The sequence below is a fragment of the Klebsiella sp. BDA134-6 genome, assembly GCF_015601345.1.
Lineage (GTDB): Bacteria > Pseudomonadota > Gammaproteobacteria > Enterobacterales > Enterobacteriaceae > Klebsiella > Klebsiella grimontii.
Map to the genome: position 1 here is coordinate 5,648,604 of NZ_CP064784.1, position 19,746 is coordinate 5,668,349.

A 19,746-nucleotide genomic window follows, 5' to 3' on the forward strand; every position below is an offset into this window, starting at 1 on the left:
AACAACGCATCAGATTATCGTCGGGAGTATTGGGATGGCCAGAAAGATTATTGTCGTTACCGCCGCGTACGGGAATGACCATGTTAAAGCGCTTGGCGGGCAGTCCGCCGTACTGCCGTTTATCGCCGGTTCCGGCGCGGACGGCGTAGAGATCCGCCGGGAACTTTTCAGCGCGGATGAGCTGAACCGCCTGGCGGAGCTGGCCGCCGATATTGAGCGCCGCGGCCTGCTGGTTTGCTATTCCGCGCCGGAAGCCCTGTTTGCCGCAGACGGAGCGCTTAACCCCCATCTTTCTGACCTTTTACAGGAAGCGCAAACCCTTAACGCGCTGTGGCTTAAGCTCTCGCTGGGCCATTTTACCCACCACCATGGCCTGGAAACCCTGCGCGATATTTTGCGCGAGAGCGGCATGGCGCTGGTGGTGGAAAACGATCAAACCGACTGCGGCCAGCTGGCGCCGATGCAGCGCTTCAAAGCCGCCTGCCGGGTTAACCAGCTGCCGATCACTCTCACCTTTGATATGGGCAACTGGCTATGGGTCGGCGACTCGCCGGAAGAGGCCGCGCGCCACCTGGCCCCGGCCGTCAGCTATATTCATGTTAAGGCGGCTGAGCCGCACCATTCGCACTTTCGCGCCGTACCGCCGGATGAAGCCTCCGGACGCTGGCTGGCGCTGCTCGATAACCTGCCCGCCGATGCCCCGCGCGGGATTGAATTTCCGCTGACTGGCCATGACCTGACGGCCGTGACCCGCCGCTACGTCAACCTGCTACGCGAGGATTAAGTTATGCAAAAAGCATTAGATGTCATCACGATAGGCGAAGCCATGGCGATGTTTGTCGCCACAGAGACCGGCGAGCTGGCTGAAGTAGAACATTTTATGAAGCGCGTGGCGGGCGCGGAACTGAACGTCGCGACCGGGCTGGCTCGCCTCGGCCTGAGCGTCGGCTGGGTAAGCCGCATCGGCAAGGACAGCTTTGGCCGCTTCGTCCTCAACGCGCTGGCGAAAGAGGGAATCGACGCCCGCGGCGTGAGTACCGATGGCCGCTACGCTACCGGCTTTCAGCTGAAATCTAAAGTCGAAAATGGAACCGATCCCATTGTGGAATATTTCCGCAAAGGCTCCGCCGCCAGCCATCTGTCGCCGGACGATTTTAATGAATCGTATTTCGCCAGCGCCCGTCACCTGCACTTAAGCGGCGTGGCCGCCGCGCTGTCGGAAAGCTCATACGCCCTGCTGGAGCGCGCGGCGCGCACGATGAAAGCGCAGGGAAAAACGATTTCGTTCGACCCCAACCTGCGGCCAACGCTGTGGAAAAGCGAAGGCGAAATGATCGAGAAGCTTAACCAGCTGGCGTTTCAGGCCGACTGGGTTCTACCGGGTTTAAAAGAGGGCATGATTCTGACCGGTCTACAAACGCCGGAAGCCATCGCCGACTTTTATCTCGGCCAGGGCGTTCGTGCGGTCATCATTAAAACCGGTTCCGACGGCGCCTGGTATAAAACGGCCGACGGCGAACAGGGGGCCGTGGCGGCGATAAAAGTAGATAACGTCGTCGATACCGTTGGTGCCGGCGATGGCTTTGCCGTCGGGGTGATTAGCGCCCTGTTGGAAGGAAAACCGCTGCGGCAGGCGGTGAAACGCGGAAACAAAATCGGCTCACTGGCCATTCAGGTTCAGGGCGATAGCGAAGGCTTACCCACGCGTGAGGCGCTGGGCGAGTAAGCAGATTCAGCACAACGTCAGGCCGTTCTGTACCCTACATGCAGCGCGGCGTAACGGATCTTTTCTATGATGAGCGTCACCTCACTCACAGAGGCATACCTATGAATAGTTCGACGAATGCAACAAAACGCTGGTGGTACATCATGCCTATCGTGTTTATCACGTATAGCCTGGCCTACCTCGACCGCGCTAACTTCAGCTTCGCTTCGGCGGCCGGTATTACTGAAGATCTGGGGATCACCAAAGGTATCTCCTCCCTGCTGGGGGCGCTGTTCTTCCTCGGCTACTTCTTCTTTCAGATCCCCGGCGCGATTTACGCCGAACGCCGCAGCGTACGCAAACTCATTTTTATCTGCCTGATCCTGTGGGGTGCCTGCGCCTCGCTGACCGGGATGGTGCACAATATTCCCGCGCTGGCGGCGATTCGCTTTATTCTCGGCGTCGTCGAGGCCGCGGTCATGCCGGCGATGCTGATTTACATCAGCAACTGGTTTACCAAATCTGAACGCTCGCGCGCCAATACCTTCCTGATCCTCGGCAACCCGGTGACGGTGCTGTGGATGTCGGTGGTGTCCGGTTACCTGATTCAGGCATTCGGCTGGCGGGAAATGTTTATTATCGAAGGCGTTCCGGCGGTAATTTGGGCCTTCTGCTGGTGGGTGCTGGTAAAAGACAAACCTTCGCAGGTCAACTGGCTGGCGGAAAGCGAAAAAGCCGCGTTGCAGGAGCAGCTGGAGCGTGAACAGCAGGGAATCAAACCGGTGCGCAACTACGGCGAAGCCTTCCGCTCGCGCAACGTTGTCCTGCTGTGCATGCAGTATTTCGCCTGGAGCATCGGGGTTTACGGTTTCGTGCTGTGGCTGCCGTCAATTATCCGCAGCGGCGGCGAGAATATGGGCATGGTCGAGGTCGGCTGGCTCTCATCCGTCCCCTATCTGGCGGCAACCATCGCGATGATCGTGGTGTCATGGGCCTCCGATAAAATGCAGAACCGCAAGCTGTTCGTCTGGCCGCTGCTGCTGATTGCCGCCTTCGCCTTTATTGGTTCCTGGGCCGTTGGCGCCAACCATTTCTGGGTCTCTTATACCCTGCTGGTGATTGCTGGCGCGGCGATGTACGCCCCCTACGGGCCGTTCTTCGCCATCATTCCCGAGATGCTGCCGCGTAACGTCGCCGGGGGCGCCATGGCCCTGATTAACAGCATGGGCGCGCTGGGTTCGTTCTTTGGCTCATGGTTTGTCGGCTACCTGAACGGCACCACCGGCAGCCCGTCAGCCTCGTACATTTTTATGGGAGTGGCGCTTTTCGTCTCGGTATGGCTTACTTTGATTGTTAAGCCTGCTAATAATCAAAAACTTCCGCTCGGCGCACGTCACGCCTGAAACCTTAACGCAACGGAGAACCGCATGAAGCCGTCAGTCATTCTCTACAAAACGCTTCCCGACGACCTGCAACAGCGTCTGGAACAACACTTTACCGTCACGCAGGTGAAAAACCTGCGTCCGGAGACCGTTTCACAGCACGCCGCCGCGTTTGCTGAGGCGGTAGGTCTGCTGGGTTCCAGCGAAAAAGTCGATACCGCGTTACTGGAGAAAATGCCCAAGCTTCGTGCAACTTCGACCATTTCCGTCGGCTACGATAACTTCGACGTCGATGCGCTGAACGCGCGTAAAGTACTGCTGATGCACACCCCGACGGTACTGACCGAGACCGTCGCCGATACCGTGATGGCGCTGGTATTGAGCACCGCGCGTCGGGTGGTGGAAGTGGCTAACCGCGTGAAGGCCGGCGAGTGGACCAAAAGCATCGGCCCGGACTGGTTTGGCAACGACGTGCACCATAAAACCCTCGGTATCGTCGGTATGGGGCGTATCGGGATGGCGCTCGCCCAGCGCGCCCACGCGGGCTTCGGCATGCCCATTCTCTACAACGCCCGCCGCCAGCACCCGCAGGCGGAGGAGCGCTTTAACGCCCGCTACTGCGATCTCGATACCCTGCTGGAGGAAGCGGATTTTGTCTGTCTGATCCTGCCCCTGACCGAAGAGACTCATCACCTGTTCGGCAAAGCGCAGTTTGCCAAAATGAAGTCCTCCGCCATCTTTATTAACGCCGGGCGCGGACCGGTAGTGGATGAGAAGGCGCTGATTGCCGCGCTGCAGGAAGGTGAAATTTATGCTGCCGGGCTGGACGTTTTTGAACAAGAGCCGCTGGCGAAAGACTCCCCGCTGCTGAGCATGCCGAATGTCGTCGCGTTGCCGCATATTGGCTCAGCCACGCATGAAACCCGCTATAACATGGCGGCCTGCGCGGTGGATAATCTGATTGATGCCCTGAACGGCAATGTTGAGAAGAACTGCGTGAATCCGCAGGTGAAGTGAGAAGTGAAAAAAGAAAACCCGGGCTAAGGTGAAGCCTTGCCCGGGTTGTCAGAGCCATTAACGGGTCGCGTTAACTGCCGCTGTCCACGCCTGATTAAAAGCTTGATGCTGAGCGGCCAGCGGTCCAATCAGCGTATTATACTGACTGGCCTGCTGCGAAGTCGGGAACTGAATACCGTTCGCCACGAAGCTGACCTGAGTCTCCTGCTGGGCGATAAAATCACCCACCTGCACCAGCTGCTGGGTAAATACCTGCGCTGCCGGAATTAACGGCTGTAGCGCATTCGCCGGGGCCGTCACGACTTTATTATAGACCTGGTCGAAGACCGGCTTGAGATCGTCACCCTGTTTCAGCGCGCCGTGGGCGGCATCCGCCTGTATTTTTGCGTTCTCCAGCTGCTGGCTCAGTACGCCCAAAGCGCCATTTGCCTGACGCAGCGGCTCGCGCTGGGTAACATAATCCTGCGGTACGCGGATCGCGTTCACGCTATCAACTACCGGACGCAAACCCGCATCCATCGCCTGGCTTACCTGCTGTGAATAGCCGTAAATCACCGCGTAATCGGAAACGAAAGGCCCGAACTGTTTTTTCTGATCGGCGGTCAGCGTCGGCAGACGTTCGCCGCTACGCATTGCCGTATTTTGCAGGAAGTCGATGAACGCTTTGCGCTGATCGCCTTCTTTATCAAAACACCCACTCAGGCTAACCACCATTAACAGGGCCGCAATAGCCGCAAACCAGCGAGAGCAGGACTTTCCTGTCGCCATTTTTTTACTCCTTTCAGCCAAAAAAAGCGCAAACAGACACACACGTGCCAGACGCTGACAAGGATAGTCCAGGTCGGCCTTGCAGGATACCTTTTCCTGACAATCTTCCGCCTTTAAAACCGGGTTTTCGACGTTTTAGCGCGCGGCGGCGGCCTCTGTTAAGTTCATCACAATTACCACCATCGTTCAGCGCGCAGCGAGTTTATCTAATAATATGATTTTACTACGATTACTTTAACCTCACTCCCGAGTTGCCCGTAAAGCGGACGATAATCGCACGCTTCCCTTTTCTCCCGCATTGCCTGAACCACCGTTCGATGATTTTATTAAATGAGCGATTAACGGCGTATTGTTCGATAATCGCACAAACAACATCAACGATCGCGAGGGAGATAACAATAATCTATACCCAAAATAATTCGAGTTGCGGGACAAAACGTTAAACCGTTTTGAACAGCGCTTGCGCTGGCCCCGTAAGGGGCGAGGCCTTAGGCCGAGTGACGCGGCAAGTGAGGGAGTCCCCAGGAGCTTACTGGTGTAAGTGACTAGGGTGAACGAGCGAAGCCAACGCACAGGCAACTTGAAGTATGACGGGTATATCTCTGTCCCCCCCTCTGCCTGCCAGGAATGCCGCATGAAGAACACAACCATCGATATTCAGGCTTTTATCAATGAACATCCCTTCACGAAATACCAGTGGATGATTCTGGCCTTATGTTTTATCACCGTCGCGATGGACGGATTCGATACCGCGATAATCGGCTTTATCGCCTCTGACCTGGTGCAGGAATGGGGCGTCGAAAAATCGGCGTTAGGCCCGGTGATGAGCGCCGCCTTAGTCGGGCTTGCCGTCGGCGCGCTGACCGCCGGACCGCTCGCCGACCGCGTTGGGCGGAAAAAAGTTCTGATTATGTCCATCGTGGTTTTCGGCGGCTTCAGTCTGCTGACCGCCTTTGCTACCAGCCTTAACCAACTGACGCTACTGCGTTTTCTCACCGGCCTTGGGCTGGGCGCCGCCATGCCGAACGCCGCGACGCTGATGAGCGAATACGCCCCCGAGCGGCGTAGGGCGCTGATGGTCAACCTGATGTTCGTCGGCTTTCCGATGGGCTCCTCGCTGGGCGGCTTCCTCTCCGCCTGGATGATCCCCCACTACGGCTGGCAAAGCGTGCTGGTGCTTGGCGGAGTGATGCCGCTGCTGCTGGCGGTAGTGCTGCTCTTTCTTCTGCCGGAATCCGCGCGCTATATGGTGGTCAAACGCCAACCTGCCCAGCGTATCGCCGCGATCCTGCGCCGCATCGCGCCGGTTCCCGAGCAGGCTGAGTTTGAGCTACGCGAAGCGGGCCAGATACAAGAGAAATCATCCATCGGCGTGATTTTCTCTCCGCGCTACGCCGTCGGCACCATCATGCTCTGCCTGACCTACTTTATGGGCCTGCTGATCTTCTATTTGCTGACCAGCTGGCTGCCGCTGCTCATCCGCGAAACCGGCGCGACGATGAGTCAGGCCTCTATTATCACCGCGCTGTTCCCGCTGGGCGGCGGTATTGGCGTGCTTATCCTCGGCGCGCTGATGGATAAGCTCAACCCAAACAAAGTGGTTGCCGTGGGCTGGCTGTTGACCGGCGTGTTCGTTTGTCTGGTTGGTTTCTCGACCCATAACCTGCTGCTGATGGGGATAATGGTCTTTATCGCCGGCAGCATTATGAACGGCGCGCAATCATCAATGCCTGCGCTGGCCGCCGGTTTCTATCCCACACAGGGACGTGCGACCGGCGTGGCCTGGATGTTAGGGATTGGCCGCTTTGGCGGTATCCTCGGCGCCTTTAGCGGCGCGTTCCTGATGCAGGCCCAGCTCTCTTTCGAAACGATTTTCTCCTTGCTGGCTATTCCGGCCTTCCTGTCGGCCATTGCGCTGCTGGTCAAATATAAGCTGGGCCAACGGCAACCCGCGGCTTCGCAAGGCGATGTGAAGAAGCTGCAAAAGGCGTAATACACCGGCCAGCGGGCGCGCGCTGGCCTTTTCCGCTTTTCTTCTTATCTGTTTACAATAATTTTCTTAACGGCTCTCTCTATTACTTTTCAGCACGTTATACCGCTGGAAACGGACGTAAAGAACCTCAAGTGATAAATAATTACCACGGTAATCATTCCTGACTTTTTTTTCCGACTATTCTTAAGAGGCTCTACATAATTCACCCTCCGCCGTATGAAAGAGAGGAGTTCTCAATGGAATATAAAGATCCTGCATTTGAACTGCTGAGCAACCTTGAACAAATTATTTTTAAAGATCAGGCACAGGCGGCCTCGCTGACGCATAAGCCCGCCGCAAGCATTGAATTTGACCAGCTACGCAAAGGCACCGGGCTGAAAATAGATGATTTTGCCAGCGCCATGGGCGTCAGTGTAGCAATGGTACAAGAGTGGGAATCGAGACGCGTGAAGCCCTCTCCCACGGAGCTTAAGCTGATGCGCCTGATACAGGCGAATCCGCAGCTTTCAAGACAGCTTATTGACTCATAATTTTAGCGTTTTTTGGTTTCGGCTAGCGGTCCTGATAAAGGACCGTTTTCATGCCAATGAAAAAAAAGTTTGCTATCACAACGTGAACATGCGTTAATGCTCGCAGGTTTGATGTAAAGACCACAGAGCATTCGAATAGAGCAGTCCTTCAAAGGTTATCCGTTGATACCCCGGTAGTGAACTTTCCCTTTATCGCTTCAAATCTGTAGTCCAGACCGTAACGCCGAAAGGCTCATTTATTTTTTTTAAAGGTAATTCACTATGTCCGGTAAAATGACTGGTATCGTAAAATGGTTCAACGCTGACAAAGGTTTTGGTTTCATCACTCCTGACGATGGTTCTAAAGACGTGTTCGTACACTTCTCTGCTATCCAGAACGATGGCTACAAATCTCTGGACGAAGGTCAGAAAGTTTCCTTCACCATCGAAAGCGGCGCTAAAGGCCCGGCAGCTGGCAACGTAACCAGCCTGTAAGCTTAAAAAGCTCAAAATTCTTAAGTCCCTGCCAAACGGCGGGGATTTTTTTATTTGTGCGATAAGAAACCGCCATCCCGGGGATGGCGGTTTTGCATTTATCGCCGCTCAAAGCGCCAGCCATCTTCCCGCCATTCCAGGCAGTGGGTCAGCTTCAGCGCCTGTAAAAAGGCGTCATCATGCGATACCACCAGCATCGCGCCGGGAAACTGCGCCAGCGCTTTTTCAATCGCCTGGGTGGACGCCAGGTCGAGATGATTGGTGGGCTCATCCAGCAACAGTAGCTGCGTGGCTTCCCTCCGCCAGAGCACGCAGGCCAGCGCCGCCTTCAGGCGTTCTCCTCCGCTAAGGGCCGATAGCGGCAAATGGACTTTGTCCGCCCCCAGCTGTAGCTGCGCCAGCTGGCTGCGCAGCACGCCCTCTTCCAAAGGCGTATCGCCGAGATTCAGGTGCGTCATTGCGGATAATGACAGATCCAGCTGGGTCAGATGCTGGTCCAGATACGCCGCGTTTACCGATAAGCGGCAGCGTCCTGAAAGCGGCGACTCCAGGCCCAGCAGCGTTTTAAGCAACGTCGTCTTACCGCAGCCGTTGGGGCCCCGCAGCGCCACGCGCATCGGCCCATCCATGCGCCAGTTCAGCGGCGCCATAGGTGCATACGCCAGCCGCAACGCTTCCAGCTCCAGCACCTGTTTTCCCGCAGCGACCTGGCTACCGGGCAGAGTAAACATCACCGGGTTGTCCTCCTCGACCCGCTCCCGCGCCTGAACCACCGCATCGTTAAGCGCGCTACGTTGTTCACGATGCTGGCGCTTAAGGGTTCCGGGGCGCTCTTTCGCCGCGCCTTTGTAAGCAACCCGCTCGAATGAAGCGATATTTAGCGTATCAATAGTACGCAACGTCTGCGCAGAGCGCCGCAGGCAGGCATCATGCTCTTTGTGCATCCTTGCGCGAGTACGCCGCCGTTCGATGACGGCATGCTCCAGCGCGGCGCGAGCCGCCTGCTGCTCCAGCTCACGCTGCTGCTGATAATCCGCATAGTTACCGCCGTAGCTGCGCAAAGCTGCGGACGTCAGCTCGAGGATGCGCGGCGTTTGGGCCAGCAGCTCGCGGTCATGACTGGCGATAAGCGCGCCGCCGCGCCATTGCTCAAGCTGCTGATAGAACCACGCCCGGCCTTGTCTGTCGAGATGGTTGGTGGGTTCATCAAGCAGGAGAAAATCCGCGCCGGACAAGAATGCTGCGCAGAGCTGCGCCTTCACTCTTTGCCCGCCGCTCAACGAAGAGGCGAGCCGTCCGGGAGAAAATTCCCCTAAGCCAGCGGCCAGGAAGCCTGCATTCAAACGATCCGGAAGATCCCAAAAGCCATCAAGACGTTCGAGATCGTCAACTCGCCCTTCGCCTCGCTCAAGACGCGCCAGAGCAGAAAAAACGAATTCGAAGCTTAGCCACTCCGCCAGCGTCGTATCAGGAGTCATCGCATGCTGCTGAGCAACGTAGCTTACCGAAACCATACGTTCGATATGGCCGCTCGACGGCGAGTCCAGGCCCGCCAGTAAACGCAACAGTCGGGTTTTACCGACGCCATTGCGCCCGACAAGCCCGCAAAGGGAGCCTTCCAGCGATAAATTCAGCGGACCAAAAAGCGTATCTCCCGTCGCAAATTGACAGGTGACCTGATGCAAAAGAAAAGAGGGGGATTGGGCACAATGAGCCATAAGCACTCCTGAATGAAATCAATACTTCCCCTGCTCGCAAATAGCGCTAAGCAAGGAGCGAAATTCATCAGTCGTGTTTGTTCATTTGGCGTGTGCTCTCCGGTGAGACGAGGGATTCGTCGGAGCATAGGATAGCCATACTGCGGTATACTTTTCAAGCCTGTTTTTTCAACAGACGATGGTTGCGAAAAAAAAGCCTCCTGTATCAGGAGGCAAAATAATTAATTAATGAAAAAAACAGGGTGCATTGAAAATGCCTAACGCCGTAAGTCTGGCGGGAATCACTCCCCGCCAGATGCTCTTACCGTTTAATTTCACAGGCTAAGAATGTCACCAGCTCGATATTCCCCTGTCTGACCTGTAATTCACACAGTGAATGATGAACCATCCAGGTGAATAATAAAATAGTGAAGCAAATCACTATTAAGCCAAACAACAGATACTTTTGCGGCATTCCTCGCCTCCGGTGTTGATTTCCAACAGGTAAGAGGCTACTCTTATGGTGTTGATGCATAGGGGAGCCTCACTTTGATTTATCATCAGGTGGGGCTTTTCTCTATTTGTCTCCTGCTGAACGCCTGAGAAAAACAGTCTCAAGCACCCACAACTATTCTACCGCAAATATCTGAACAGACTGCGCTGGCATATTCCTAAAATATTTTTCTTGAATCTATATATTGAACAAAAATATTGATCAGAGAATTATTAATGGTTCGCTTATTTATAGTATACGCATAAAAAAAACCTGCACTGAGGCAGGTTTTTTATTATTAGCGATACGCTTACTGCAACAGGGAAATATCCGCTACCTGCAGGAACAGATCGCGCAGTTTGGACAACAGCGTCAAACGGTTCACGCGCACGTTCTGGTCTTCGGCGTTGACCATCACGTTCTCGAAGAATTCATCAACCGGCTCGCGCAGGGACGCCAGCTCGATCAGCGCATCCTGGTAACGCCCTTCGGCGAAGTACGGCTGCAGCTTATCGCGCAGCACGACTAAATTGCCTGCCAGTTTGATTTCAGCCGCTTCTTTCAACACGGAGGCGTGAACGATATCGTTCAGCGTAACGTCCGATTTCGCCAGAATATTGGAAACGCGCTTGTTCGCCGCCGCCAGCGCGGAGGACTCTTCGAGGGTACGGAAGTGCGAAACCGCCTTCATGCGCGCATCGAAGTCTGCCGGACGGGTCGGACGACGCGCCAGTACCGCCTGAATGGTATCGACGGTGTAGCCTTCGTCCTGATACCAGGCGCGGAAGCGTCCCAGCATGAAGTCGATAACATCATCGACCACGTTGCCGTTCGTCAGCTTATCGCCGTACAGGCGCACCGCTTCTTCGGTGAGGGTCTGCAGATCCAGATTGAGGTTCTTCTCAACAATGATACGCAGCACGCCCAGCGCAGCGCGGCGCAGCGCGAACGGATCTTTGTCGCCTTTAGGGTGCTGACCAATCCCGAAGATACCCGCGAGAGTATCCATCTTGTCGGCAATCGCCAGCGCGCAAGCAACCGGATTTGACGGCAGGGCGTCACCGGCAAAGCGCGGCTGATATTGCTCATTCAGGGCAACCGCCACATCTTCCGCTTCGCCATCATGGCGCGCGTAGTGCATCCCCATCACGCCCTGAGTATCGGTAAATTCGAAGACCATGTTGGTCATCAGATCGCACTTGGACAGCAGGCCCGCGCGGGTCGCGTGGTTAACGTCTGCGCCAATCTGCCCGGCAATCCAGCCGGCCAGCGCCTGAATGCGATCGGTCTTGTCGCGCAGCGTACCCAGTTGCTGCTGGAACAGTACGGTTTGCAGACGCGGCAGATTGTCTTCCAGACGCTTTTTGCGGTCGGTATTGAAGAAGAACTCCGCATCCGCAAGACGCGGACGAACTACTTTCTCGTTACCGGAAATAATCTGGGTCGGATCTTTCGATTCGATGTTGGCCACGAAGATAAAGTTTGGCAGCAGCTTGCCCGCGTTGTCGTAAACCGGGAAGTACTTCTGGTCGCCCTTCATGGTATAAACCAGCGCTTCGGCAGGCACTGCAAGGAATTTCTCTTCGAACTTCGCGGTCAATACCACCGGCCATTCCACCAGGGAAGTGACTTCTTCCAGCAGGCTTTCGCTCAAATCGGCGTTACCGCCAATTTTGCGCGCCGCTTCTTCGGCATCGGCTTTGATTTTGGCTTTACGCTCAGCGTAATCCGCAATCACTTTACCGCGCTCACGCAGGATTTCTGGGTATTGATCGGCAGAATCGATGGTGAACTCCGCCTCGCCCATAAAGCGATGGCCGCGAATAATCCGGTCGGACTGTACGCCCAGAATCGTTGCCGGGATCACTTTGTCGCCCAGCAGCAGGGTCACGGTGTGAACCGGACGCACGAAGTGCACGTCAGACGCGCCCCAGCGCATCAGTTTCGGGATCGGCAGCTTCGCCAGCGAGGTAGCGATCATGTTCGGCAGCAGCGCTTCGGTGCTCTCGCCTTTCACGTGGGCACGATACAGCAGCCATTCGCCTTTATCGGTCGCCAGACGTTCAGCCTGATCGACGGTAATACCGCAGCCGCGCGCCCAGCCTTCAGCCGCTTTGCTCGGTTTACCTTCGGCGTCAAACGCCTGGGCAATCGCCGGACCGCGTTTTTCGACTTCACGGTCTGCTTGCGCAGCCGCCAGATTCGCCACTTTCAGCGCCAGACGGCGCGGCGCGGCGAACCATTCAACTTTACCGTGCGCGAGGCCGGCGTTATCCAGCTCCGCGGTCACGTTCGCAGCAAAGGATTCAGCCAGGCTGCGCAGGGCTTTTGGTGGCAGCTCTTCAGTGCCGATTTCCACCAGGAAAGTTTTCTCAGACATGGCCGCCTCTTATTTATTCTTGTTGCACATCGGGAAGCCAAGGGCTTCACGGGAAGCATAGTAAGCTTCAGCCACTGCTTTGGTCAGGGTGCGAATGCGCAGAATATAGCGCTGACGCTCGGTGACGGAGATGGCTTTACGCGCGTCCAGCAGGTTAAAGCTATGGGCGGCTTTCAGAATGCGTTCGTAAGCAGGCAGCGGTAGCGGGTTTTCCAGCGCCAGCAGCTGCTGGGCTTCTTTCTCATACTGCTCGAAGCAGGAGAACAGGAAATCCACGTCGGCGTATTCGAAGTTATAGGTGGATTGCTCCACTTCATTCTGATGGAATACGTCGCCGTAGGTAGTTTTACCCAGCGGGCCATCGCTCCAGACCAGATCGTAAACGCTGTCAACACCCTGGATATACATCGCCAGGCGCTCCAGACCGTAGGTGATCTCGCCGGTTACCGGCTTGCACTCCAGGCCGCCAACCTGCTGGAAGTAGGTGAACTGCGTCACTTCCATACCATTCAGCCACACTTCCCAACCCAGACCCCAGGCACCCAGCGTCGGGTTTTCCCAGTTGTCTTCAACGAAGCGAATGTCGTGGATGGTCGGATCCATACCCAGCTCTTTCAGAGACCCAAGGTACAGCTCCTGAATATTATCCGGAGAAGGTTTTATCACCACCTGGAACTGATAGTAGTGCTGTAAACGGTTCGGGTTTTCACCGTAGCGACCATCGGTCGGACGGCGGGAAGGCTGCACGTAGGCGGTTGCCATCGGCTCTGGGCCCAATGCGCGTAAGCAGGTCATTGGGTGAGAAGTGCCTGCGCCGACTTCCATGTCCAGTGGTTGAACAATGGTGCAGCCCTGGCGAGCCCAGTAATCCTGTAAGGTCAGGATCAGGCCCTGGAAGGTCCTGGTATCAAACTTTTGCATATGATTTCGTGCTGGATACGTGTGGATTTAAAGGAAGGAGCCAGTATACCCGCTGGCTGCGAGATATACAGTATGAAACGGGATTGTTTAGGGAAAATTGCGGAAATAAGCGCCATCGCGGGCGCATCTAGCGCATGGAAAGATGCAAAAACTGCCCGTCCGGGTCAAAAGAACAGATAAAGCGTTCATTCCGCGCAGTCTTGCCCGAAAGCTCGTAGCTCCCCCGGAACTGTTCGAAATGGCTGACGTCAATCTGACGCACGCCTGTACTGTAACGTACGGCGGCATTATCCTTGCACAGCTGCGCCATATTGAGTGTTGCCTGCGGCGTTATCCGCGCTTTTTGCGCCTTCTGCGCTGGCTGAGGCGGCGTTGCGCTACAGCCCGCAAGCATGCACAGCAGCAGTCCAGAAAACGCATATTTCATCACCATTTTTTCTCGACCGCCTTGTTAGTAAATTGTTATCGTGCAGGTTACGTTAAATAACCGGCTCATTGTGCGAATTGGACCACACCTCGACAAGTCTATGATGAAAAACTCGGATTATTCCACTGCGATACAAGCGGATAAGGGCAGTCAGACCCTGTCTGAGAAGGAGAAACAGAGGTACTGATGCAGGAAAAAATACACTGGATTACCCATTTGCGCGGTATTGCCTGCCTGATGGTCGTCATGATTCATAGCACCACCTGGTATATCACGCACCCGCACACCGTCAGTCTGCTGACGTGGGATGTAGCCAATATCCTCAACTCCGCGTCTCGCGTCAGCGTGCCGCTATTTTTCATGATTTCAGGCTATCTGTTTTTCGGCGAGCGCAGCGCCCAGCCCCGGCACTTTTTGCGCATCGCGCTGTGCATCCTCTTTTATAGCGCGCTGTCGCTGCTCTATATCACCCTGTTTACCCACATCAACGTTGAGCTATCGCTGAAGAATTTGCTGCAAAAACCGGTGTTCTACCATCTGTGGTTTTTCTTCGCAATCGTCGTCATTTACCTGCTTTCACCGCTGGTTCAGGTCAAACCGGTTAGCGGCAAGATGCTGCTGGCGCTGATGGCGATCATCGGGCTTTTGGCGAATCCTAATATGGTGGCGGTGAAAGCGGGAGGAGTCGAGTGGCTGCCGATCAATCTCTATATCAACGGGGATACGTTCTACTATGTGATGTATGGCGTGTTAGGCCGGGCAATCGGTATGATGAATAGCGATAAAAAATGGCTGACTGCGCTCAGCGCTGGCCTTTTCATCGCGGGAGTATGGGTCATATCACGCGGTACGCTGCACGAACTGCGCTGGCGCGGCGACTTTGGCGATACCTGGTATTTATATTGCGGTCCCGCGGTTTTTGTTTGCGCGATAGCGCTTCTGACGCTGGTAAAAAATACGCTGAATACGCGTGAGTTGCCTCTTATTGCGCTGATTGCACGCCATTCATTAGGGATTTACGGTTTTCATGCGTTGATTATCCACGCGCTCCGCGCCAGCGGACTGGCGCTGTCCCGCTGGCCGTTATTAGATATTGTCTGGATATTCAGCGCTGCGCTGCTGGGAAGTTTATTGCTCTCAATGCTGGTTCAGCGGTTTGATGTCCGCCGCTTTGTCAGTTAAGGCCGTTCTGAGGAATCTTTCTGCGCAGCCTGTGCGTCCAGCGCTTTCTGGGGCATCGCGGAAACGCCGTATAAGCACACAAACCAGGCCGCCACGTAGATGATCTTCTCGTTCCATCCGGCGGGTACGAACCAGGCGCCGACCATCAGTAAACCGACCGACAGCAGGAGCACAAGGCGGCACAGCGAAGCAAAGCCATCGTCTGGCCCCTTCTCCTGCATCGTACGTTGATGCGCTAAAATCGCGAACATGCCCATCACCAGAACGCCGAGAAAATAGCCCTTGCCGCTAAATAACGGACAGGTGCGCCAGATCCCCAGCAGATAAACCAGTGCCCCAAGGGACATCAATAGCTTAGGAATAATATTATTTTTCATGAGGCCTCCCTGGCATAAGACAGGCCCCATTGTGTACTGCCAGAACGTGATTATCCGCACTTTTCGCATCTGAAACGACAAATTCGGAATATATCAATACACTCGATAACTAGATGATTTTAAAAATATTCATTAGATGAATTCGCCCCGTGAAAGGGGCGAATGTTTCAGGACATCAGCGGTAAAAGCTGCTGATAAATCTGGCGGAAAGTTTCCCTACGAGGTGCGTAACGCGCAAAGCGTTCGGCATCCGGAAGATGAGCCTGTTCCAGCGGGAGCTGCGGGAGCAGATCGGAAAACGCGACATTTCGATGCAGCGCCAGCTGCGCCAGCCGCGCCGCGCCAAGCGCCGGTCCGACATCGCCGCCGGTGCGGAAATCAAGCTGCTGGCCGCTTATATCCGCCAGCATTTGCCGCCAGTAGGCGCTGCGCGCGCCGCCGCCAATCAGCGTGACGCTCTCCGGTTTGACGCCGCAGGCGTGAACCACATCCATGCCGTCCGCCAGGGCATAACCGACTCCCTCCAGCACCGCCCGCGCCAGCTCCGCCGGACCGTGTTGATGAGTCAGGCCGAAAAAGACGCCTTTCGCCTGCGGATTGTTGTGCGGCGTGCGTTCACCCGAGAGATAAGGCAAGAACCAGACCGGATCGGCATCGTCGTTCGCCGCTTCCGCTGCCGCAATCAGCGCCGGAACCGTGCCCAGGCCAGTTAATGTCGCCGCCCAATCAAGGCAGGAAGCCGCGCTCAGCATGACCGACATCAGATGCCAGCGTCCAGGCAACGCGTGGCAGAAGCTGTGAACGGCGCTTTCCGGTTTGCTAAGAAAGCCGTCGCTGACGGCAAAGTAGACGCCCGAGGTCCCCAGCGACAGCATCGCCTGGCCCGCATCCGCCATACCTACGCCAACCGCTCCCGCCGCGTTGTCGCCGCCGCCGGCCACCACCAATACTTCCGGCATATTCCACGCTTGCGCGACGGCCGGGCGCAGCGAGCCCGTCACTTCGCATCCTTCGAAAAGCGCTGGCATGTTATCGCGGCTCAACCCACAGGCGGCGAGCATTTCATCGCTCCAGTCGCGGCGCGCCACGTCCATCCACATCGTTCCGGCGGCATCGGACATATCGCTGGCAAACTCACCGGTCATACGCAAACGTAAATAATCTTTTGGCAGCAGAACCTTATCGACTTGCCTAAAAATCTCAGGCTCGTGACGTTGCACCCACAACAGCTTCGGCGCGGTAAATCCCGGCATCATCAGATTACCGGTGATCTGTCGCGAACGGCTGACTTCCTCCTCCAGCAGCGCACACTCCTCGCCGCAGCGGCCATCATTCCACAAGATCGCCGGGCGCAAGACGCGCTGTTGCTTATCGAGCAGCGTCGCGCCGTGCATCTGACCCGCAATGCCCAACGCTTTAACCGCGCGCAAAGAGTGCTGCGCGCCCAACGCTTTCATCGCGCGGTCCGTCGCCAGCCACCAGTGCTCAGGATCTTGTTCAGACCATAAAGGGTGCGGACGCGACACGTTGAGCTTTTCGGTGTGCGAAGCCACGACCTCGCCCTGCTCGTTGAGCAGAATGGCCTTAACGCCCGAGGTGCCGAGATCAATCCCGATATACATACAGCCTCTCCTTACTAACGGGAATAAAGCATCGGTTAAACCAATGCCCGGACCCGCCGGGCATTTTCGCCATCATCAGCGATCAAAGAGGTAGCGGTTAACCACGTTTTCAAGCAGTTCCTGATGGCCGCTCTGGTGCTGCGGCGCCAGGTTATGCTGAGTGGCATACTGGGCGATGTCCGCCAGGTTCATCTGGCCTTTGAGGATCTGCTGACCCAGCTCGCCGTTCCAGCCGGCATAGCGTTTGGCAACGCGTTTATCCAGCTCGCCGCCTTCAATCATACGGGCAGCGACTTTCAGCGCCAGCGCCATGGTGTCCATCGCACCGATGTGGCCGTAGAACAGGTCGTATTTGTCGGTGCTCTGACGACGCACTTTAGCATCAAAGTTCAGGCCGCCGGTGGTAAAGCCGCCCGCTTTAAGGATTTCGTACATCACCAGCGCGTTCTCTTCAACGCTGTTCGGGAACTGGTCAGTATCCCAGCCCAGCTGCGGGTCGCCGCGGTTAGCGTCAACGGAACCAAACAGGCCGAGGGCGATGGCGGTAGCAATTTCGTGGTGGAACGTGTGGCCGGCCAGCGTCGCGTGGTTCGCTTCGATATTCAGCTTGATCTCTTTTTCCAGGCCGAACTGTTTCAGGAAGCCGTAGACGGTAGACGCGTCGTAATCGTACTGATGCTTGGTGGGCTCCTGCGGTTTCGGTTCAATCAGCAGCGTACCCTGGAAGCCGATTTTATGTTTATGCTCCACGACCAGCTGCATGAAGCGGCCAATCTGCTCGCGTTCCTGACGCAGGTCGGTGTTCAGCAGGGTTTCATAACCTTCGCGACCGCCCCACAGGACGTAGTTTTCACCGCCCAGTTTGTGGGTCGCATCCATCGCGGTCACCACCTGGGTCGCCGCCCAGCTGAACACTTCCGGATCCGGGTTGGTTGCCGCACCGGCGCCGTAACGCGGGTTCGTAAAGCAGTTTGCCGTGCCCCACAGCAGCTTGACGCCGCTTTGCTGCTGTTTTTCCGCTAGCACATCAACCATTTGCGCGAAGTTATTGGCATACTCTCTCAGCGATGCCCCTTCAGGAGAAACGTCAACGTCGTGGAAGCAGTAGTACGGTACATTCAGTTTGTGGAAAAACTCAAAAGCGACATCAGCTTTACGTTTCGCCATTTCCATTGCTTCACCCGGCTGCTGCCACGGGCGGTTAAAGGAACCCACGCCGAACATATCGGCACCGTTCCAGCAGAAGGTGTGCCAGTAGCAGGCCGCAAAGCGTAAATGGTCTTCCATCCGTTTGCCCAGCACCAGCTCATCCGGGTTGTAATGACGGAAAGCCAGTGGGTTAGCGGATTTCGGGCCTTCATAACGAACGCGATCGAGCTGATCAAAATAGGTCTGCATAATGAACTCCATATTCAGGGATGCGGCGAGTAATAAGTCATAAGCCAATATAGAATTCTCTTTTTAGTTTCCTCAATTACGTTATTTCACACCGTGATTGAGAGAATCCACAAACGTGCGCCAGGTCGCAAAAATAATACGTCAGCGGCCCCATTCCGCCGCTTCCGCCACGAAAGATCAATGAAATACGGTGAGAACTAATTATTAAAGTACGATCGCGGTCATAAATTAACAAATAAACAAAATTTCATAACGGCAAAATAAGCATAGATAATTGCCAGCGTTCCTTTCCGCGTTAAAAATCTGCTACGTATCAGGCCGTTTATTTTTATCGTTCGTCTTATCCTGCACTTTACAAAAAAGGTGTTATTATTATGAAGATAAAGAACCTTTGCCTAACGCTCTGCGCTTCACTCCTCCTCACCAGCCTGTCGGGCATTGCTAAAGAAGTTAAAATTGGCATGGCGATTGACGACTTGCGTCTTGAACGCTGGCAAAAAGATCGCGATATTTTTGTCAACAAAGCAGAATCATTAGGTGCAAAAGTATTCGTCCAGTCAGCCAATGGCAACGAAGAAACGCAAATGTCGCAAATCGAAAATATGATCAACCGTGGCGTCGACGTTCTGGTGATTATTCCCTATAACGGCCAGGTGCTGAGCAATGTCATAAAAGAGGCGAAACAGGAGGGAATTAAAGTTCTCGCCTACGATCGTCTTATCAATAACGCCGACATTGATTTTTATATTTCATTTAATAATGAAAAAGTGGGTGAAATGCAGGCGCAAAGTCTGGTCGATAAAGTGCCTCAGGGTAACTATTTCTTGATGGGCGGCTCGCCGGTGGACAATAACGCCAAGCTTTTCCGTGCCGGACAAATGAAAGTCCTCAAGCCTTATGTTGATGAAGGGAAAATTAAAATCGTCGGCGATCAGTGGGTCGACGGATGGTTACCGGAAAATGCGTTGAAAATTATGGAAAACGCCCTGACCGCCAACAACAATAAAATTGATGCGGTCGTCGCCTCCAACGACGCCACCGCTGGAGGCGCCATCCAGGCATTAAGCGCCCAGGGACTCGCAGGCAAAGTCGCCATATCAGGACAGGATGCCGACCTCGCCGGCGTGAAGCGCATTATCGCCGGCACCCAAACGATGACCGTCTATAAACCTATCACCACCCTTGCCACCACCGCGGCTGAAATCGCCGTCGAACTAGGCAACGACAAGCAGCCGCAGGCCGATTCCACGCTCAACAATGGGCTGAAAGATGTCCCGTCACGGCTGCTGACCCCCATTGAGGTCAATAAAGACAACATTGATCAGACGGTGATCAAAGACGGTTTCCACAAAAAAAGCGAGCTGTAATCTCTGACGCCCT

General features: G+C 55.2%; 18 protein-coding genes. 9 read left to right on the top strand and 9 right to left on the bottom strand.

Annotated features, from left to right (window positions below):
- The first annotated feature begins 34 nt into the window (after positions 1 to 34).
- The 4 genes from IYV58_RS26220 (at position 35) to ghrB (ending at position 4,104) form a co-directional block, all read left to right on the top strand.
- Positions 35 to 784 (top strand): sugar phosphate isomerase/epimerase family protein, encoded by a 750-nt coding sequence (locus IYV58_RS26220; RefSeq protein WP_004137816.1) that lies wholly within the window; start codon positions 35 to 37, stop codon positions 782 to 784.
- Between the two features lie 3 nt (positions 785 to 787).
- On the top strand, positions 788 to 1,726 hold the full coding sequence (locus IYV58_RS26225) for a sugar kinase (protein WP_049115127.1): 939 nt from the start codon (positions 788 to 790) through the stop codon (positions 1,724 to 1,726).
- Positions 1,727 to 1,827: 101 nt separating this feature from the next.
- Positions 1,828 to 3,108 carry an MFS transporter gene (locus IYV58_RS26230; RefSeq protein WP_004126424.1) on the top strand — a complete coding sequence of 427 codons (1,281 nt, stop codon included), beginning with the start codon at positions 1,828 to 1,830 and terminating at the stop codon, positions 3,106 to 3,108.
- Positions 3,109 to 3,132: 24 nt separating this feature from the next.
- The gene (gene ghrB / locus IYV58_RS26235; protein WP_004126442.1) at positions 3,133 to 4,104 is read left to right on the top strand and encodes a glyoxylate/hydroxypyruvate reductase GhrB; all 972 of its coding nucleotides are present in this window, start codon (positions 3,133 to 3,135) and stop codon (positions 4,102 to 4,104) included.
- Between the two features lie 57 nt (positions 4,105 to 4,161).
- Here ghrB and IYV58_RS26240 read toward each other — a convergent pair whose 3' ends face one another.
- Complete coding sequence (locus IYV58_RS26240) at positions 4,162 to 4,872, bottom strand: DUF3053 domain-containing protein (protein ID WP_004126443.1); 711 nt, start codon at positions 4,870 to 4,872, stop codon at positions 4,162 to 4,164.
- Between the two features lie 634 nt (positions 4,873 to 5,506).
- Between IYV58_RS26240 and IYV58_RS26245 the strand changes: the two genes are divergently transcribed.
- From IYV58_RS26245 to cspA, 3 genes are all read left to right on the top strand, one after another.
- Positions 5,507 to 6,865, top strand: coding sequence for an MFS transporter (locus tag IYV58_RS26245; RefSeq protein ID WP_004126444.1), 1,359 nt, complete (start codon positions 5,507 to 5,509; stop codon positions 6,863 to 6,865).
- Between the two features lie 236 nt (positions 6,866 to 7,101).
- Positions 7,102 to 7,395, top strand: a complete 294-nt coding sequence (locus tag IYV58_RS26250) for an HTH-type transcriptional regulator (protein WP_049113648.1) — start codon at positions 7,102 to 7,104, stop codon at positions 7,393 to 7,395.
- Between the two features lie 261 nt (positions 7,396 to 7,656).
- Positions 7,657 to 7,869 (top strand): transcription antiterminator/RNA stability regulator CspE, encoded by a 213-nt coding sequence (gene cspA, locus IYV58_RS26255; protein ID WP_000014594.1) that lies wholly within the window; start codon positions 7,657 to 7,659, stop codon positions 7,867 to 7,869.
- A 98-nt stretch (positions 7,870 to 7,967) separates the two neighbouring features.
- Here cspA and IYV58_RS26260 read toward each other — a convergent pair whose 3' ends face one another.
- The 5 genes from IYV58_RS26260 to IYV58_RS26280 all read right to left on the bottom strand — a co-directional run bounded on the left by IYV58_RS26260 (position 7,968) and on the right by IYV58_RS26280 (position 13,793).
- Complete coding sequence (locus tag IYV58_RS26260; RefSeq protein ID WP_004126449.1) at positions 7,968 to 9,587, bottom strand: ATP-binding cassette domain-containing protein; 1,620 nt, start codon at positions 9,585 to 9,587, stop codon at positions 7,968 to 7,970.
- Between the two features lie 301 nt (positions 9,588 to 9,888).
- Positions 9,889 to 10,041, bottom strand: coding sequence for a type I toxin-antitoxin system toxin HokA (hokA, locus tag IYV58_RS26265; protein WP_049113644.1), 153 nt, complete (start codon positions 10,039 to 10,041; stop codon positions 9,889 to 9,891).
- Positions 10,042 to 10,369: 328 nt separating this feature from the next.
- Positions 10,370 to 12,439 carry a glycine--tRNA ligase subunit beta gene (gene glyS / locus IYV58_RS26270; RefSeq protein ID WP_024359752.1) on the bottom strand — a complete coding sequence of 690 codons (2,070 nt, stop codon included), beginning with the start codon at positions 12,437 to 12,439 and terminating at the stop codon, positions 10,370 to 10,372.
- Positions 12,440 to 12,448: 9 nt separating this feature from the next.
- On the bottom strand, positions 12,449 to 13,360 hold the full coding sequence (glyQ, locus tag IYV58_RS26275) for a glycine--tRNA ligase subunit alpha (RefSeq protein ID WP_004126458.1): 912 nt from the start codon (positions 13,358 to 13,360) through the stop codon (positions 12,449 to 12,451).
- A gap of 127 nt (positions 13,361 to 13,487) precedes the next feature.
- Positions 13,488 to 13,793 (bottom strand): YsaB family lipoprotein, encoded by a 306-nt coding sequence (locus IYV58_RS26280; protein WP_004126460.1) that lies wholly within the window; start codon positions 13,791 to 13,793, stop codon positions 13,488 to 13,490.
- 180 nt (positions 13,794 to 13,973) lie between these two features.
- On the opposite strand from IYV58_RS26280, the gene IYV58_RS26285 reads away from it, so the two are divergent.
- Positions 13,974 to 14,969, top strand: coding sequence for an acyltransferase (locus tag IYV58_RS26285; protein WP_004126463.1), 996 nt, complete (start codon positions 13,974 to 13,976; stop codon positions 14,967 to 14,969).
- Here the strand turns inward: IYV58_RS26285 and yiaB are convergent.
- The 3 genes from yiaB to xylA all read right to left on the bottom strand — a co-directional run bounded on the left by yiaB (position 14,966) and on the right by xylA (position 18,366).
- On the bottom strand, positions 14,966 to 15,346 hold the full coding sequence (gene yiaB / locus IYV58_RS26290) for an inner membrane protein YiaB (RefSeq protein ID WP_004126465.1): 381 nt from the start codon (positions 15,344 to 15,346) through the stop codon (positions 14,966 to 14,968). The two genes, IYV58_RS26285 and yiaB, sit on opposite strands and share 4 nt — an antisense overlap.
- A gap of 167 nt (positions 15,347 to 15,513) precedes the next feature.
- Positions 15,514 to 16,968 (bottom strand): xylulokinase, encoded by a 1,455-nt coding sequence (gene xylB / locus IYV58_RS26295; RefSeq protein WP_004126469.1) that lies wholly within the window; start codon positions 16,966 to 16,968, stop codon positions 15,514 to 15,516.
- A 75-nt stretch (positions 16,969 to 17,043) separates the two neighbouring features.
- The gene (gene xylA, locus IYV58_RS26300) at positions 17,044 to 18,366 is read right to left on the bottom strand and encodes a xylose isomerase (RefSeq protein ID WP_004126472.1); all 1,323 of its coding nucleotides are present in this window, start codon (positions 18,364 to 18,366) and stop codon (positions 17,044 to 17,046) included.
- 374 nt (positions 18,367 to 18,740) lie between these two features.
- On the opposite strand from xylA, the gene xylF reads away from it, so the two are divergent.
- A complete protein-coding gene (xylF, locus tag IYV58_RS26305; RefSeq protein WP_123828669.1) occupies positions 18,741 to 19,733 on the top strand; it encodes a D-xylose ABC transporter substrate-binding protein in 993 nt (330 codons plus the stop codon).
- The last annotated feature ends 13 nt before the right edge of the window (positions 19,734 to 19,746 follow it).

Coding starts and splice junctions, on each gene's coding strand:
- IYV58_RS26245 (WP_004126444.1), top strand. CDS start 5,507: ATGAAGAACACAACCATCGATATTCAGGCTTTTATCAATGAACATCCC.
- IYV58_RS26280 (WP_004126460.1), bottom strand. CDS start 13,793: ATGGTGATGAAATATGCGTTTTCTGGACTGCTGCTGTGCATGCTTGCG.
- hokA (WP_049113644.1), bottom strand. CDS start 10,041: ATGCCGCAAAAGTATCTGTTGTTTGGCTTAATAGTGATTTGCTTCACT.
- IYV58_RS26230 (WP_004126424.1), top strand. CDS start 1,828: ATGAATAGTTCGACGAATGCAACAAAACGCTGGTGGTACATCATGCCT.
- glyS (WP_024359752.1), bottom strand. CDS start 12,439: ATGTCTGAGAAAACTTTCCTGGTGGAAATCGGCACTGAAGAGCTGCCA.
- IYV58_RS26285 (WP_004126463.1), top strand. CDS start 13,974: ATGCAGGAAAAAATACACTGGATTACCCATTTGCGCGGTATTGCCTGC.
- xylB (WP_004126469.1), bottom strand. CDS start 16,968: ATGTATATCGGGATTGATCTCGGCACCTCGGGCGTTAAGGCCATTCTG.
- xylA (WP_004126472.1), bottom strand. CDS start 18,366: ATGCAGACCTATTTTGATCAGCTCGATCGCGTTCGTTATGAAGGCCCG.
- IYV58_RS26250 (WP_049113648.1), top strand. CDS start 7,102: ATGGAATATAAAGATCCTGCATTTGAACTGCTGAGCAACCTTGAACAA.
- glyQ (WP_004126458.1), bottom strand. CDS start 13,360: ATGCAAAAGTTTGATACCAGGACCTTCCAGGGCCTGATCCTGACCTTA.
- IYV58_RS26260 (WP_004126449.1), bottom strand. CDS start 9,587: ATGGCTCATTGTGCCCAATCCCCCTCTTTTCTTTTGCATCAGGTCACC.
- yiaB (WP_004126465.1), bottom strand. CDS start 15,346: ATGAAAAATAATATTATTCCTAAGCTATTGATGTCCCTTGGGGCACTG.
- xylF (WP_123828669.1), top strand. CDS start 18,741: ATGAAGATAAAGAACCTTTGCCTAACGCTCTGCGCTTCACTCCTCCTC.
- IYV58_RS26240 (WP_004126443.1), bottom strand. CDS start 4,872: ATGGCGACAGGAAAGTCCTGCTCTCGCTGGTTTGCGGCTATTGCGGCC.
- ghrB (WP_004126442.1), top strand. CDS start 3,133: ATGAAGCCGTCAGTCATTCTCTACAAAACGCTTCCCGACGACCTGCAA.
- IYV58_RS26225 (WP_049115127.1), top strand. CDS start 788: ATGCAAAAAGCATTAGATGTCATCACGATAGGCGAAGCCATGGCGATG.
- cspA (WP_000014594.1), top strand. CDS start 7,657: ATGTCCGGTAAAATGACTGGTATCGTAAAATGGTTCAACGCTGACAAA.
- IYV58_RS26220 (WP_004137816.1), top strand. CDS start 35: ATGGCCAGAAAGATTATTGTCGTTACCGCCGCGTACGGGAATGACCAT.